The 16,081-nt window shown below is 44.5% G+C and carries 16 protein-coding genes; 10 read left to right on the top strand and 6 right to left on the bottom strand.

Annotation, left to right across the window (positions count from 1 at the left end):
• The first annotated feature begins 152 nt into the window (after positions 1-152).
• From ICN17_RS00405 to ICN17_RS00395, 3 genes are read left to right on the top strand one after another with little or no spacing between them, the layout of a single operon-like run.
• Positions 153-1,139, top strand: coding sequence for a tripartite tricarboxylate transporter substrate binding protein (locus ICN17_RS00405; protein WP_216235585.1), 987 nt, complete (start codon positions 153-155; stop codon positions 1,137-1,139).
• Positions 1,140-1,178: 39 nt separating this feature from the next.
• Entirely contained in the window at positions 1,179-2,588 is a 1,410-nt protein-coding gene (locus ICN17_RS00400; protein ID WP_216235583.1) for an aldehyde dehydrogenase family protein, read from the top strand.
• Between the two features lie 7 nt (positions 2,589-2,595).
• Positions 2,596-4,128: an AMP-binding protein gene (locus tag ICN17_RS00395; protein ID WP_216235580.1), complete on the top strand. Its 1,533-nt coding sequence runs from the start codon at positions 2,596-2,598 to the stop codon at positions 4,126-4,128.
• A gap of 5 nt (positions 4,129-4,133) precedes the next feature.
• Here ICN17_RS00395 and ICN17_RS00390 read toward each other — a convergent pair whose 3' ends face one another.
• The 4 genes from ICN17_RS00390 to ICN17_RS00375 are packed head-to-tail and all read right to left on the bottom strand — an operon-like array spanning position 4,134 to position 8,675.
• A complete protein-coding gene (locus ICN17_RS00390; protein ID WP_216235579.1) occupies positions 4,134-5,405 on the bottom strand; it encodes a SulP family inorganic anion transporter in 1,272 nt (423 codons plus the stop codon).
• 5 nt (positions 5,406-5,410) lie between these two features.
• Positions 5,411-7,012: a GMC family oxidoreductase gene (locus ICN17_RS00385; protein ID WP_216235577.1), complete on the bottom strand. Its 1,602-nt coding sequence runs from the start codon at positions 7,010-7,012 to the stop codon at positions 5,411-5,413.
• A 5-nt stretch (positions 7,013-7,017) separates the two neighbouring features.
• Positions 7,018-7,848 (bottom strand): 3-keto-5-aminohexanoate cleavage protein, encoded by an 831-nt coding sequence (locus ICN17_RS00380; protein WP_216235575.1) that lies wholly within the window; start codon positions 7,846-7,848, stop codon positions 7,018-7,020.
• Between the two features lie 14 nt (positions 7,849-7,862).
• Positions 7,863-8,675 (bottom strand): IclR family transcriptional regulator, encoded by an 813-nt coding sequence (locus ICN17_RS00375; protein ID WP_216235574.1) that lies wholly within the window; start codon positions 8,673-8,675, stop codon positions 7,863-7,865.
• A 113-nt stretch (positions 8,676-8,788) separates the two neighbouring features.
• On the opposite strand from ICN17_RS00375, the gene accB reads away from it, so the two are divergent.
• From accB to ICN17_RS00340, 7 genes are all read left to right on the top strand, one after another.
• Positions 8,789-9,355, top strand: coding sequence for an acetyl-CoA carboxylase biotin carboxyl carrier protein (gene accB / locus ICN17_RS00370; protein ID WP_216235573.1), 567 nt, complete (start codon positions 8,789-8,791; stop codon positions 9,353-9,355).
• Positions 9,355-10,812: a pyruvate carboxylase subunit B gene (locus ICN17_RS00365; RefSeq protein ID WP_216235572.1), complete on the top strand. Its 1,458-nt coding sequence runs from the start codon at positions 9,355-9,357 to the stop codon at positions 10,810-10,812. The genes accB and ICN17_RS00365 overlap by 1 nt, the downstream gene beginning before the upstream one ends.
• Positions 10,813-10,870: 58 nt before the next feature.
• Positions 10,871-12,154 (top strand): ABC transporter substrate-binding protein, encoded by a 1,284-nt coding sequence (locus tag ICN17_RS00360; RefSeq protein WP_216235571.1) that lies wholly within the window; start codon positions 10,871-10,873, stop codon positions 12,152-12,154.
• Positions 12,154-12,927 carry an ABC transporter permease gene (locus ICN17_RS00355; protein WP_087909186.1) on the top strand — a complete coding sequence of 258 codons (774 nt, stop codon included), beginning with the start codon at positions 12,154-12,156 and terminating at the stop codon, positions 12,925-12,927. Before ICN17_RS00360 ends, ICN17_RS00355 begins: the two co-directional genes overlap by 1 nt.
• Positions 12,928-12,952: 25 nt before the next feature.
• Entirely contained in the window at positions 12,953-13,729 is a 777-nt protein-coding gene (locus ICN17_RS00350) for an ABC transporter ATP-binding protein (RefSeq protein ID WP_216235570.1), read from the top strand.
• On the top strand, positions 13,726-14,478 hold the full coding sequence (locus ICN17_RS00345; protein ID WP_216235569.1) for a sulfite exporter TauE/SafE family protein: 753 nt from the start codon (positions 13,726-13,728) through the stop codon (positions 14,476-14,478). Before ICN17_RS00350 ends, ICN17_RS00345 begins: the two co-directional genes overlap by 4 nt.
• 105 nt (positions 14,479-14,583) lie before the next feature.
• On the top strand, positions 14,584-14,730 hold the full coding sequence (locus ICN17_RS00340) for a hypothetical protein (protein WP_216235568.1): 147 nt from the start codon (positions 14,584-14,586) through the stop codon (positions 14,728-14,730).
• Positions 14,731-14,826: 96 nt separating this feature from the next.
• Here ICN17_RS00340 and ICN17_RS00335 read toward each other — a convergent pair whose 3' ends face one another.
• Together ICN17_RS00335 and ICN17_RS00330 are read right to left on the bottom strand one after the other, a co-directional pair.
• A complete protein-coding gene (locus ICN17_RS00335) occupies positions 14,827-14,991 on the bottom strand; it encodes a hypothetical protein (protein WP_201721531.1) in 165 nt (54 codons plus the stop codon).
• Between the two features lie 111 nt (positions 14,992-15,102).
• The gene (locus ICN17_RS00330; RefSeq protein WP_216235567.1) at positions 15,103-15,879 is read right to left on the bottom strand and encodes a ferredoxin--NADP reductase; all 777 of its coding nucleotides are present in this window, start codon (positions 15,877-15,879) and stop codon (positions 15,103-15,105) included.
• Between the last annotated feature and the right edge of the window lie 202 nt (positions 15,880-16,081).

Genomic DNA, 16,081 nt, shown 5'->3' with positions numbered 1-16,081 from the left:
ATAGAACAAGGTTGAATTTTCCAGGGAAAATGTTAGTATTTTTACTTATACGAAACAACTTGTTCCGTTTAATAAGATCATTTATGCTGACTAGAATAGCCAATAAGAGCTAATATCAGTCTAAACAGTAGTTCTAAAACAGGAGATTGGGTATGCGTAGAAGCAATCTATTAGTTGCTGTTCTGTCAACAACCATTGCCTTTATGGGATCGCTTGGCTGGGGGCAATTTGCTCAAGCACAGTCATGGCCCAATAAGCCCATTAAATTTATTGTTCCCTACCCACCGGGTGGCGGTACTGATGTGATCGCACGTATTGTGCAGGAGCCATTAAGTCAGGCCCTTGGTCAGCAGGTCATTATTGACAATCGCGGCGGCGCTGGAGGTTCCATTGGAACGGACATTGCAGCCAAGGCGCCATCAGATGGTTACACCGTTTTATTTACCCTTTCATCTCACACTATTAATCCTGCAATTTATCCAAAGCTTGCTTTTGATACTGAGAAGGATTTTTTACCGGTATCTTTGGTTGCATCTTTGCCGCAAATCTTAGTAGCCAATCCAGATTTTCCTGCCAAGTCTGTCAAGGAAGTAATTGATATGGCGAAGGCAAAACCAGATTCCATTGCATATGCTTCAGTAGGCAATGGATCGCCTGGTCATTTGGCTGGCGCCATGATGGCTGGATCAGCCGGTGTTTCGATGATGCATATTCCTTATCGCGGGGGTGGGCCTGCTGTCACTGATGTTATGGCTGGTCAAGTGCCGCTTCTTTGGGTTTCTATTCCTGCTGCGGCTAACTATGTCAAGGCGGGCAAGCTGCGTGCATTGGCAGTGTCCACTGTGAAACGCTCCCCGGTTTTTCCAGATGTACCAACTATGGCTGAGTTAGGTTTTAAAGATTATGAAGTGGATTCTTGGTATGCCATGTTTGTTCCGGCTAAAACACCACAACCAATCATTGACGTCTTATACAAAGCCACAGTAAAGGTGTTGGCCGAGCCAGCAGTAAAAGATAAGCTCATTGCTCAAGGTGCCGAGGCAGTTGGTAGCACCCCTGCGCAATTGGGTGCAATCGTTAAAACTGAATTGGTTAAGTGGAAAAAAGTAACCAAGGATGCGGCGATTAAAGCTGAGTAAGCTTGAGAATTGCAGTAAATAAAAAACATAAGAGTATTGATGATGACGCCAGTAGAAGTAATTGTTGAACGTGGACGTGTAGCCCAAAAGATATTTGAGGGCTACACGCAAGCTCAGGTGAACTTGGTAGTTGAGGCGGTTGCCTGGTCGATTCTTGAGCCAAGTCGAAATCAAGAGTTGGCAGAGCTTGCCGTTCAAGATACTGGCTTAGGAGATGTAGCAGACAAGTTCAAAAAGAACTTCAGAAAAACCTTAGGCTTGGTGCGTGACTTAAGTTATGCCAAAACAGTAGGCGTTATTTCTGAAGATTTAAAGACCGGCTTGACTGAGTACGCAAGGCCTGTAGGCATAGTTGCGGCGATTACGCCATCAACGAACCCTGGCGCCACACCCATTAATAAGATCTTAAATGCTTTAAAGTGCCGTAATGCAGTAGTAGTCGCACCATCGCCTAAAGGTTATTCGACTTGCGCACGTTTGCTGGAGTTTGTGCATCAACAATTAGATCTAGTCAAAGCGCCGAGAGATTTAGTGCAGATGCTGCCATCACCGATTACCAAAGATTCCACTAATGAATTAATGCGTCTGGCAGATCTCGTTGTGGCGACGGGATCGCAAGCAAATATTCGGGCTGCTTATACCTGCGGCACTCCTGCCTTTGGTGTTGGAGCTGGTAATGTTCTAGTCATTATTGATGAGCATGCCGATTTCACTAGTGCCGCTAATAAAATATTGCAGTCTAAAACGTTTGATAACGCTACTAGTTGCTCTAGTGAAAATGGGGCAGTAATTTGCTCTCAAGTTTATGCCAAGGCTATTAGTGCGCTTGAAGCGGCAGGTGGCTTGATGCTAGATGCTGCAGATAAGAAGCGTCTTGAGAATGTGATGTTTCACAATGGTAAACTCACTTCAACATTGACCGCTCAGAGCCCAGCTGTGATTGCTGAGCGTGCGCAATTACAAAATCCAAAGGCAAAATCAACTAAATTCTTTATGGTTGAAGAGCAAGGATTTGGGCTATCGGTCCCTTTTTCTGGTGAGAAATTAAGCCCAGTCCTGACAATTTGGAAGGCTGCGGACTTTGAGGCTGCTAAGGAGTTGATTGCCAATGTATATGCTTATCAAGGAGCTGGACATTCCGTTGGCTTGCATACTGCGCAGAGTGGTGAAATCCTAGAATCAAGAGCTGCTGCCCTTGCGCAGCAATTGCCAGTCGCCAGAATTATTGTGAACCAGGCTCATGCGATTGCTACTGGTGGTAGCTTTGAGAATGGTCTACCGTTTTCTTTATCTATGGGTTGTGGAACATGGGGTAAGAATAATTTCTCAGAGAATATGAACTATCGCCACTACCTCAATATTACGAGAGTGGTTAGACCAATTCCGGAGCATGTTCCCAAGGTTGAGGATTTGTTGAAAGAGTATTTCAGTCGCTATCCACAGGCTTAAGCTGAATATGACTGCTTTAAGTAAGAGCTTGGGTGAGGTACTGTTGCATTGGGAAGCGGTTCAACCTGATAAAGCATTTCTATTTGCCCCAGAGATTAGTGCCGTCCTGACTTATGGACAGCTCGCAAAAGAAGCGCGCCATTTTTCAACATGGTTAGAGCAAGAGCAAATTAGTGCACAAGGTCACGTTGGCCTCTTCATGCAAAACGGGCGCCAAACGAGCACAGTTTTTTTGGCAACTATGGCATGTGGGCGCGTCATTACACCTTTAAATCTATTAGCGCCAACTGATCAACTGGCCTGGGTGTTAGATCACAGCGATATCGAGGTATTGTTTTACTCTCCTGACAAGAAGGTAGGTTTATTTCTAGCGCTTGAAAAGACTAAAAGAAAGTTCAAGGTTATTGAGCTCGATCCAGATTCGGCTGAAGGACCGTTTATGCAATGCGCTTCTGGAACATTGCCCTCAGTTCAATCTTCGCAAGCTGCGCTCTTGATGTATACCTCAGGTACAACGGGAACTCCCAAGGGGGTATTGCTTACTCATGCTAATTTATTACATGCTGCTCGCTCTATGGCAGCATGGCATTCATTAACGCAGTCAGACACAGTGTTGAGTTCGCTGCCGATTTATCATATCAATGGACAGGTGATTTCAACAATCACGCCATTTGTATCCGGTGGCTCGGTTGTAGCCCCGCACGCTTTCTCGGTGAAGAGCTGGTGGAATTTAGCGATTCAGTATCGCTGTACATGGATCAATATGGTCCCAACCATCATCGCCTATTTAATTAATGCTGCTAAGAGTGGTGGCGCTTTACCAAGCCGTCAAGAATTGCAGTCCATTCGATTTGGTCGATCTGCTTCCGCTCCTTTGCCCCCTGAGCATCATCGTGAGTTTGAAGCCTTATTTGGTATTACTGTCATTGAAGGCATGGGTATGACCGAATCGGCATCGATGGTCTTTTGTAACCCCCATGATGAGAGTAGACGCTATGGTAGTCCGGGGCAGCCTTGTGGGGTAGAAGCAAAAGTAATCGATCCAGAAGGAAATCCTCTGGGTAACAATGTTGTGGGTGAGATTTGTCTGCGTGGCGGTAATGTACTTAATGCTTATTACAAAGCGGAGTCAGAAACAGTCAAAGCTTTTGATAGTGAAGGCTGGCTAAAGACTGGCGATCTGGGTATGCGTGACGACGATGGTTTTTATTTCATCACCGGGCGTCTGAAAGAATTAATTATTAAGGGTGGGGAAAATATTGCGCCCCGCGAAATTGATGAAGCAGTTTTAAAACATCCTGCAGTATTGGATGCAGCTGCAGTGGGAATTCCGGATAGTAACTACGGACAAGAAATTATGGTCTGCATTGTTCTCAAGCCAGACGCCACATGCTCTGAAGATGAAATGCGCTCATTTTGCTTAAAAGAGTTGGGTAAATTTAGAACTCCCAAAGTTATTCTCTTCATGGAAGATCTGCCACGTGGACCGTCAGGCAAAGTACAACGCTTAAAGTTATTGGATTTACAAAAGGCGCACTAATTTTTCTAGGTCTTTTGACTCAAGTGTCTGATCAGTATGGAACTGACGATTCCAGAGAGTATTGCCCATTCCAGCGGGATGGTGATTGTGCCAATGCCGGTAATTAACATGGGTATCCACTCCCTTGCCCCCATCTGAAATTCATGGCGAATCTGTTTTATATCAATTAAGTTCCAGGCAACCACCAGTAATAGCGCTGCGATGACTACGTACGGGATATGTTTAGCTAATGGTGATAAAAAGGCGAGCAATATCAGGAGAAAAACTGCCGCGCAAATTGCTGAAAGGGGTGTTTTTGCTCCTGAAGCGAGATTGACGCCGGTGCGATTGAATGAGCCGCTGGCGGGGTAGGCAGAAAAAAATGATCCACATACATTGGCCAATCCTTGGCCAATAAATTCTTGGTTGGCATTAAATTGATCTTTTGTTTTTAATGCAATGGCTCGTGCAATTGCCATTGCTTCGGTCGATGCCAGCAGTGTCATGATGAGGGCTGCACTAAATAGCTTTTGTAAAGTGTCACCACTTAAATCTGGGCTAGAAATTGGTGGGAATGCGCCTGGTATATCTTGAACTTTTCTAAAGGTAGCAACACCGGGCATCAATTTTTCAAGTAAAACCGCTGCAATACTGCCCAGTACAACAGCGACAAGCATGGCAGGTAAAAAGCGATTTAGCGGTTTCCATAGTCGAATGGCAATTAAGGTAAAGAGTACTAAGGCTGGAGCTGCCATTTGTGATTGATTATTCAAGAGTGCAGATGTAACGGCGCTAAGCGTTTCTGGAACGCCCATTCCTTTCGGGATGCTGATGCCTAGAAGGGTACCTAGTTGACTATTGATAATCAGGATTGCTGCACCAACAGTGAAGCCAACAATCACAGAGTGAGGAATTTGCTCAACCCATTTTCCTGCCTTAGCAAATCCCAGGGTAAGTTGCAGAACACCCACCAAAAAGCTGAGTGTTAAAACATATCCAACATATTGACTTGATTCTGGGAGCGCTAACGGAGAAATCAAAGCCATTGTTGTTAGGGAAATCGCATTAGCAGGACCGGTCACCATTAAGCGACTTGAGCCAAATAGTGCCGCCACAAGACAAGGGATCATGGCTGCGTATAGACCATAGTGAGGCGGCATACCCGCTAGCAATGCAAACGCAATACCTTGAGGCATGACAACGATTGCGCCAGTCAGTCCTGCAAAAATATCTGCCCGTATTGTTCCTGGTGTCTGATATTCAGGAAGCCACTTGCTAAATGGTAGTTGCCAGCGCATGGAGATTAAATGCGTCCCAAGATAAGGTCAGCAGCTCTTTCTGCAAGCATCACAGCAGGCCAATTGGTATTGCCTGATGGCAATGTCGGCATTGCTGAGCAATCAACCACTCTGAGACCTTGCACGCCCCTTACTCTTAACGAAGAATCAAGTACTGCCATCGGGTCGCTATCTGGACCCATTTGGCAGGTGCCAGTTGGATGGAAAATCGTGGCGCCATTATTGCGGCAAAACTCCAAAATTTCTTCATCTGACTGCGGGTTATTTGGCTTTACCTCTCGAGTGATGAGAGATCGCAGTGGTTCAGTCTGCGCAATTTTTCTAGCGTACTTAACGGCGGCAATACTAATTTCGCGGTCGTAAGGTGTCGACATATAGTTGGCAAACATTTTAGGAGGCACGAGTGGATCAGCTGACTGAATGCGAACATGGCCCCGAGACTCAGGACGTAGTTGGCACACAGACATGGTGAATCCAGAGAAAGGGTGAACCTTGCCTCCAGCCATTTCTGCGGAGAGTGTTGCCAGGTGAAATTGGATATCAGGCGTTTTGGAGTCCTTCATCACGCGGGTAAAAAGACCGCCTTGATTAATGCCAATTGATAATGGGCCGCCGCGGAAGAGCAACCAATCTAAGCCCATTTTGAGTTGCCCAAACCAAGATGAGAGTTGATCATTGGTTGAGATGGGTTGGTTTAATTCATAAATAAGCCGGTGCTGCAGATGGTCTTGCAGATTTTCACCGACACCTGGCAAATCATGCACAAGGGGGATGTTAAATTCTTGTAAGAGTTTGGCTGGGCCCACGCCTGATAGTTGTAATAACTGCGGACTCTGAATTGCGCCTGTACTCAGGATGACTTCTTTATTGGCGCGTAATATGCTCTTGCTACCATTGCGAAAAATCTCAATTCCTACAGCCTTTTTATTTTCAAAGATAACCCTGCAGGCCTGACTATCTGTCAGGATTTCCAAATTATTTCGTTTCTTAGCAGGCTTTAAATAAGCAACCGCAGTGCTGCAACGAAAACCTTTATGGGTGGTTAACTGATAGTAGCCAACACCTTCTTGAGTTAAGTTGTTGAAATCTTCTGTTTCTGGGACTCCCAAGGCATTGGCTGTCTTCTTGAATGCTTCAACCAGTGGATGCTTTTTTGGAATGGATGATGCTTTCAAGGGGCCCTTTTGCGAATGCAATGGTTCGCTGAGGCGATCATTTCCTTCTGCTTTTTTAAAGTAGGGCAGCACATCATCCCAACCCCAGCCGAGGTTTCCGAGATCGCGCCAGGTGTCGTAATCTTCCTTTTGTCCACGGATAAAAATTAAGCCATTGATTGAACTAGAGCCACCTAATGTTTTTCCTCTGGGCCAATAAATCTGTCGATTATTTACACCAGGATCAGGTTCAGTTTGAAATTTCCAATTGATCTTGGGATCCCACATAGTTTTGGCATAACCAATCGGCAGATGAATCCAAGGGGAGTGATCTTTGGGTCCAGCCTCAATCAGACAAACAGAATTCTTAGGGTCCTCAGATAGGCGGCTGGCTAAAACACAACCAGAGGAGCCTCCGCCTACAACAATGTAATCGAAAGATGTATTTGACATGCTGATTAATGCTTTCTTAATCCTAGAATTTCACGCGCCTGCGCTGGGGTTGCCACTGTTCGGTTATAGGAAGGCGCAATCTCAGCAAGCCGTGCTACTAGTTCAGCATTATCTTTTGCAGCCCGTGTTTTATCAAAGCGCGTATTGTCTTCAAGACCAGTTCGCACATGGCCACCCAATTCGAGGGTCCATTCGTTTACAGGGAGTTGATAGCGCGCAATTCCAGCTGCACACCAGGTGGCATCAGGCATGACTGCCTTTAATTCTGAAATGAGGAATTCTAGAATCGAGCGTCTTGCGGGCATAGCATTGGGAATACCCATGACAAATTGCACATGGGCTGGGGCTTTGAGGAGGCCACGCTCAATCAAATTTGCCGCGTTATAGAGCATGGCAAGGTCAAAGATTTCTATTTCCGGCTTAATTTCATACTTCAACATCTCGCTTGCAAGCCCATCAACAAATTCTGGTGGATTTTCGTATATACCATTAGGAAAGTTCACAGAACCAGTTGCCAGAGAGGCCATATCAGGACGATGAAATAACATTCCGCCGCGAGCAGTTTGATCGCGTCCACGACCACCAGTTGAAAATTGAATAATCATTCCTGGGCAATGTTTTTGAATACCTTCTTGCACAGCCGCATACAAACTAGGATCTGAACTCGGTGTTTCATCTGCGTTGCGGACATGAATATGCGCAAGCGTGGCTCCCGCTTCAAATGCTTTGTGAGTTTCTTCAATCTGTTCGCTAGTGGTTACTGGTAGTCCTGGACAATCTTTCTTACGAGGAATTGCGCCAGTCATTGCTACTGTGATGATTACAGGAGTTGTCATAAGTTTCCAATCAATTAATTACTAGTTTCGGAGAGGCTGCTTTGAATATCATTTGCAGCGTGCTTTAGTGGTTTGACATAAAAATCAATCGATTTTTCTTGCATACGCGATGCGGGGCCATGTGCCGTAATCGTGGCAAATGTTTTATCTTTTGAATTGATTACGGGCACAGCAATTCCAATGAATCCCTCTAGGAAGGCTGATTCATCAAGGGCGTAGCCGTCATGACGAATTTTTTCTAGTTCAGAAAATAGCTTGTTGTAGCTTGTGATTGTTTTTGGCGTATAGGTCTCGAATGGCTCATTTCCTAGTGAGCGCCGAACCTGTAATTCAGTCATACCAGAGAGAAATAATTTTCCACTGGCAGTGCAGTGCAGGGGTACGCGCATACCAAGATCTACGTGAAGACGAATAGGTGCACTTGTTTCGACGCGGTCGAGGTACATCACTTTATTGCCATCCAAGATATTGAAGTTGCAGGTTTCACCAATTTCCTCAACTAGACGTTTCATGACTGCTACACGCTGTGATCGGACGGAATCTACAGAAAGAATGTTCATTCCCATAATTCTCAGTTTTGCGCTCGGCTGAAAACGTCTGCCATTCGGGTCGCGTTCGATAAATCCTTGGGCAACCAATGTATTGAGTAATCTAAATGCAGTGGGTTTGGCTAAGCCTGTGCCGGTAGAAATTGTCTCTAGGGTGAGCGGGAACTCCGATTGGGCAATGGTCTCCAGAATGAGTAATACCTTTTCCGCCATGCTGGATTTGGCGGATTCTTCCAGGATTTCAGCTGGAGGGGTGATGCGGGAGAGCTTTTCTTGCATTTATTAGGGAATATTTGAAGATATTTGCATTTTTAAGTGTTTACCCTTAAAGCATTTCACCTGATGATACTTTAAATTTCATTAGAGAAAATATTAACTAAAAATACGAGACAGTGCAAACAAAAAAGAAAGTCGCCTCTAAAGCGAAAGTAAAGACCAAGCCTTCCAAAAAAGTTCCAGTCAAAAAAGCTGCAACTAAAGTTAAGGTGCCACCTGAATTCACAATGAAGCAGGTGAAGGAAATTGTTGCCCTCATTAAGGATGCGGGCACGTTCAATACCTTTGGTTATAAGACCGATGAATTTGAAATTGAGATTTCAGTAGGAGCACAAACCGCATTTACTCCAAGTACTTATGTTGCTCCACAAGTAGTGACGCCTACGTCCGCTAGTGCTCCTGCTCCGGCTGCACCCACATCCTCATTGGCACTCTCATCATCAGAGCGTGCCATTACAAGCCCAATGATTGGTACTTTCTATCGTCGTCCTAGCCCCAGCTCTGCACCATTTGTTGAGGTGGGGGATAGTGTGTTGCCCACTACGGATGTCTGCATCGTTGAGGTAATGAAATTGCTCAATACCATTCCTGCAGAATGTACCGGGAAGGTTATTCGTATCTTGGTTGACGATGGAGCAACGATTGAAGTTGGTCAACCCCTCATGGTGATTGAGCTTACTTAATGGCCACCAAAAAACCATTCGAAATGATTGATGTCACTCTGCGCGATGCGCATCAGTGCCTTTGGTCTACGCGGATGACTACGCCTCATATGTATCCAGCCCTAGCCGATATAGATCGGGCTGGGTACGGCTATATCAATATTTTAGGCGGTGCTGTATTTGACGTGATGGTGCGCTTCTTGCGCGAAGATCCTTGGAAGCGTATAGAGTTTTTAAGTAAGCAACTAAGCACTCCCACGGATGCATTAACACGTGGCCAAAGTATTTATACGTTTGAGCTATTTCCAGATGATGTTGTTGCCCTGAATGTCGAGCTCTTGGCTCAGTCTGGCGTAAGGGTACTCACTGTCTATGATGCCCTTAATGACAACCGTAATATTGAATCTTCGGTAGCAGCGGGCAAGAAAAATGGCATGTTAATTAATGCCATGTTGACCTATGCCTTAAGCCCAGTGCATGACGATGCTTACTTTATTGCGCGTACACGGGAGTTAGTGAAACTAGGCGTCGACTTTATTTCAGTGAAAGACCCAACTGGTCTACTGACTCCTGGGCGAGCCGCCACTCTTTTTCCTGCTGTAGTTTCTGCAGCAGCTGGTATCCCCATTAAATTACACTCTCATTGCCAGTCTGGCTTAGCGCCGTTGGTATATGAGGAGGCTATTAAGGCCGGGTTTGCTTATGGTTACGTAGCAACAGATTGTCTAGCGAATGGTGCCTCACTACCTTCAGTATTAGATATGTATGCCAGTGCGCAGAAATTTGGCCGAGCTCCAAAGATGGACCATTCTGCTTTGCAAAAAGTTGATGAATACTTTGATTGGATTTGTACGCGAGATAACTTTGCTCGTGGAGAGAAGGCGACTTACGATCCGGCGCTATATGAACACCAAATTCCGGGTGGAATGATCTCCAATTTACGCGCTCAATTAGCAACCATGGGCATTTCCCACCGAGAGGCAGAAATTCTTGAGGAAACTGCTCGGGTCCGTGAAGACTTAGGCTATCCCATATTGGTGAGCCCATTTGCGCAATATATTGTGACTCAAGCAGTTCTGAATGTAATGCAGGGTGAGCGCTATAAAACGATTCCCGATGAGATTAAGCTTTATCTCAAAGGACATTATGGAAGGTTAGCTGGCACACCGAGTGCAAAAGTAATGGATCGTGCTAATGTTGATTACGACGCCTCTCGCAGACCTGGTGAATTAATTGAGCCTGCGTTGCCTGGCTTAAGAAAAAAATGGGGTCGCTCAATTAGTAAAGAGCAATTGAGTCTTCATACTTTTTATCCTGAGAATCTGGCTTTAGGATTGCGGGATGGTGCTTTAGAAGCTGCAAAGCAAGGACCTGCTTTACAGCCCTTTACTGAGTTGGTGAAGTATTTGGTTATGAAAAAAGAATATAGAAGAATTAGGACTAAATTAGGCGGTATAGAGTTAAGCTTCAGTAGTTAGTATTAGATGTTCGCGGTTTGGTATCAGTGCAGGTAATTCCAATATTAAGGAGATCGTAATGAAAGAATTTAACGTATCACGTCGTATTTTTTCAGTGCTGGCTGTTGCCATGCTCTCGGGTGCACCAATGTTATCAATGGCGCAAGATGCCACTAAATTTACCAACTATGGCTGGCCGGAAAATGCATATGAAAAAATTTCCCCTAAGTCCGTTGCTTGGCTAAAAGAAAAGGGCTGGTGGCCACTCCAGGTTGCTTTCCAGCCGCCATGGTCAGGTCAAAATACAATCAATTTAGTCATGGATAAAACAGGACTTTTATCTAAAAGAGGTATTGAGGCTAAGTTTCAGGCTTTCCCATCCGGACCTGCGATTAACGAGGTGATTATTTCTGGCCGGTTCCAGTTTGGTAATGGTGGAAACTTCCCATTCACTACATTAATCGATAAAAACGTCCCTGTTAAAACCATCGCGATCATCAACGTCAATTTGATGCACGCTATGCTAGTACCGCTCGACTCAAAAATTAAGTCGATTGACGATTTCAAAAATCGTAAAGAACCAGCAACCATTGGATTGGTTACAGGCTCTTCTGCTGAGTTCTATATACAGGCAGCAGCCAAAGCTCACGGACTTGTCATTGGCAAAGATATTATTCTGAAGAATATGCCTCCAGGCGAGCAAATGGCAATGCCAAAAGGTATTGATGCAGTCGTGCCATGGGATCCAACGCCAACCATTATGGTGAAAGAGCGTAAAAATGCGCGCATCATCAACGATAGCTACCCATACAACATCTACGGCTCCTCATTTTACGTACGTCAAGAAGTCATTGATAATGCGCCAGACGTAGTGCAGGCATTTACCGATGCAATTGTTGAAGCGACTCTTTGGATACGAAAAAATCCGGATGATGCTGTGAAGGCGATGCAAGAAGATCCGAACCTGAAAAATTTCTCAGCTGCAATTCTGCGCGAACAAATCAACATGTACAACAATCTGGATAAGCCAACCTACCTTTACCCGATTCCTTTGTTCTGGGGGCGTGCAAATGAGCCAATTTATGAGTGGCTATATGAAAATAAACGTATCCAAAATAAAACCTCAGCATCTACATTTATTACTGCAGTAGATGCGCGTTTTATGGACAATACTTTCTCAAAGCTTGGCTGGACGGTTCCAAAACTTCCTCCATTCCTGCCTGCCAACTGGTCAGCACCTATGGATAAGATTCCGTATCCAAAGTATTCAACTCCGTTGAACACTACTAAGCCTCAGCCATTCCCGGAAAAAGGTGACTTAACCAAAGATTGGTCATTCGACAATAAGGTGTATAAAAAATAATGAATTACCTCCGCTCTATGTTCCAACTTCGGCGTTTGGTTTTGCTTGCGATATTACTGGCTAGCTGGGAGTTAGCTAGCCGGTTTATCTTGGATAAAACTCAGGCAACGCTACTGCCGCCGCCTTCGGGTGTTTTAAATGGTGCCATAGAGTTAAGTTCGTCCGGTGAACTTTGGAAGCACGTACTCGATAGCTTAAGGCGAGAATTTATCGCCTTTTGCTATGCGAGCGTGGCCATCCCACTGGGAATAATGATGGGCTGCTTTAAATGGCTCAATGAACAAGTAGATCCAATTATTGAAATTTTGAGACCTATTCCACCAATTGCATGGATTCCACTGAGTATCTTGTGGTTTGGTGTAGGTAATACACAAAATCAATTCATTATCTTTTTAGGAATCTTTTTTCCTATATTGCTCAATACCATTGATGCAGTAAAGAATGTGGAGCCAAGTCTGATACGCGCTGCACGCTGTTTAGGGGCTGGTGATTGGAACGTCATTACTCGCGTTATCCTAAGGGCTGCTCTACCGCAGATTACTACTGGTATTCGTATTGGTCTTGGGGTTGGTTGGATGGCCTTAGTGGCAGCAGAATTGGTGGGCGCAAATTCCGGCCTTGGATTTCTCATCAATGATGCTAGAACAGTTTTGCGTACTGACTTTATTCTGACTGGAATGTTAGCGATTGGTCTAATTGGTCTTTGTATTGATCGCATTATTCGCTATAGCGCTAAGACTCTCATGCCTTGGGCTAGATCCTTAAACTCGTAGTTGATCATCTAATCAAAAATATAAAATGCTTGCACTAAAAGTAGAAAAAGTAAAAAAGATTTTTCCATCTCTTAATTCAAAGGGGCAAGAAGTACTTGCCCTCGACGATATTTCTTTAGAGGTGAATAAGAACGAGTTTTACTCAATACTGGGTCATAGCGGCTGTGGCAAAACGACTTTGCTCAACTTGATTGCGGGTTTCGAGGTTCCTACCTCAGGTCGAATCGAATGCGCTGGAAATTTAGTAAATGGCCCTGGTGCAGATCGCTCGATGGTGTTTCAGGACTATGCGCTATTCCCATGGTTAACCGTGTACGACAACATTGCTTTTGGTTTAAAAATTAAAGGAATGGGCTCGAGCGAGATTGAGAAGGTGGTTACTCGCTTTGCCGCTTTAGTTGGCTTAAGCCAATTCACGGGACACTATCCTCATCAACTATCTGGCGGTATGCGTCAACGGGTATCTATTGCTAGAGCTCTTGTAGTTGACCCTACCGTTTTGTTAATGGATGAACCATTTGCTGCTCTAGATGCACAAAATCGCGGAATGATGCAAGCTGAAATGATCCGTATTTTGAATGAAGAGTCTAAGACGGTTGTATTGGTGACCCACAGTATTGAAGAGGCGATCAATCTTTCAGACGTCATTGTTGTGATGACGCGTCGGCCTGGAAGGGTGAAAGAAATTATTCGTGTTCCAGAGCCACGCAGAATGGTCGAGGACACCCCTGCCTATTTAGAGATTCGTCGGCAAATTCGGGATCTCATTGCTGGCGAACATGATGTCAGTGAGGCTGTTTGATTTTTGAAAACCTAGCCGCGATTTGCCTATTGATATTTGCGGCATTTTTTGGCGGTTTCATTAGAAGGCTAAGTGGGTTTGGTGGGGCGCTCATTATGACGCCCCTTTTAATGTGGGTATTCCCAATCCCATTTTTGATTCCGATCGTGATGTGCGCTGAAGTATTTGGGGGAGCTTTACTTTCTAGACACTGGAAACTACATCTAGAAGACCGATCTCGTCTTTGGAATATGTTAATTTTTTCAGCCATTTTTCTTCCTCTGGGTATTTGGTTGAGCAGATTTATACCGCTTGTTGTGCTCAAGTCCGCTACGAGTGGAGTCATCCTCTTTTTTGCTAGCTATCTACTCCTTAAGCCGCATATTCAATTAAACGCCTCTAGATTTTTGGATGGTCTGGCAGGGGGCTTGTCTGGATTGTTGTTGGGTTCATGTGGAATAGGAGGGCCACCAGCAGCCCTTTATCTCAATTCAACTAATCAAGCATTTGATAGAACGCGATCTTTGTTGTCCCAATTTGTTTCTGGCATTTCTGTCTTTGCGATTGCTGCCGCCAGTTTGATGGGGGGCGGAATAGACTGGCTCATCTACCTCCTACCGGCTATCCCTGTGTACTGGTTGGGAATGAGATTGGCTAATGGTGTTTTGGAGGCCCATGCTGTATCTGATAGAGATTTAAAGCGACTTTGCTTATTCCTTCTCATTGCGAATGCAGGCTTTAATTTGCTACTTTTGTTTATATTTAAATAGATATAAGCTAATGAAATCTATATTCTTTTCAGATATATAAAAGAACTCTATTCTCTAAGTTCATTGAATGAAGATGCCGACTTAGATTAAATGAAGGGGTTCTAAATGGGTCACACAACAGAAAACACACAGGATGCTGTGGTCGAATCAGTTTTGCCGACTACAGAAAAAGTATTTATCGCAGCTGAGAGTGCGAATTGCCCTGACAACAGTCAAGCCGCTGAAATGGTTTACTTTCAAATAGAAGACTAAGCATTTGGAATTTCATATAACTTGATTGAGTGTTGTTGAGAAAAATAAAAACCGCCACTGAGGCGGTTTTTTTATATCTATCTTTGACTTAAACCATCAGGAGAAGGAAGCTTCAAACTCCTCAGTTTTAATGGCATTCATTAAGAAAAGAATTTGCCTCTGAAAACTTTTTCTTTCGGCAACCTGATCATGAGGTAAGCGATCATGCTCCCGTAGCAGACTCTGTATAGCTGGGTTGTAATGCTCTCTGACGGGTGACATCTTGGCTCCTTGCATCTGTATTGGTTAGTAATACTGTAACAAGGCTGCTATATATTCGCAAAGAATATATGGCGATAACTAAACTACTTTTGAATCTATAAAGTCTGGGCCTTACTTTTCTACAAAGGCGCGTTCAAATACGTAGTCGCCAAGCTGGCCAAGGCTTGGGGAGACCTTAAAGCCCTTGGCATCTAGCATTTCAGCGGTTTCTTTGAGCATCGATGGGCTGCCACAAATCATTGCTCTATCTACTGCTGGATCCAAAGGAGGCAGGCCGATATCTTTAAAGAGCTGACCAGATTCAATAGCAGTAGTAAGCCGCCCGGTGTGTTTAAACGCCTCTCTCGTTACCGTTGGGTAGTAGATCAGTTTTTCACGAATTAATTCACCCAGGTATTCATCTTGAGTCAGTTCATTTTTGATGTAGTCGCCGTAGGCTAGTTCACTGACAAGACGAACACCATGAATTAAAACCACTTTCTCAAACTTCTCATAAGTATCAGGGTCACGAATGATGCTCATGAATGGCGCAAGACCAGTGCCCGTGCTGAATAGATAAAGATGCTTTCCGGGGTTTAAATCATCGATCACTAATGTGCCGACTGATTTTTCACTGACAAGAATAGGATCTCCCACCTGAATCTTTTGTAAGCGTGAGGTAAGTGGACCATCCTGGACTTTAATACTTAAAAATTCCAGATGCTCTTCATAGTTTGGGCTGGCAACGCTGTAAGCCCTAACTAAAGGCTTACCTTCAACCTCAAGGCCAATCATCAAAAAGTGGCCACTGCGAAAGCGCAGACCCTTATTGCGAGTGGTGGTAAAGCTAAAGAGCGTGTCATTCCAATGGTGAACGGTCAGAACGGTTTCGGTGTTGTAGGCTGCCATAAAAGCTTGATTTTAATTATCTAAAAACCTAATTATCCTCAATCTTGGAGTGATTCAGGTGCTATCCAGCGCCCAATCACCAATTTACTTCTTATAAGTTATCTACTTTTGCTTATAAAACCCCGTTTAAGGCTTAGGGAGGGGCGATCTCGCTATCATCTAGGGATGATTCTTGCCCAATATCGATCGATTTCCTTATTTA

Source organism: Polynucleobacter sp. 73C-SIWE (assembly GCF_018882465.1).
Classification (GTDB): Bacteria; Pseudomonadota; Gammaproteobacteria; order Burkholderiales; family Burkholderiaceae; genus Polynucleobacter.
The sequence above is the reverse complement of the archived record's forward strand: the minus strand, read 5'-3'. Positions and strand labels throughout refer to the sequence as shown.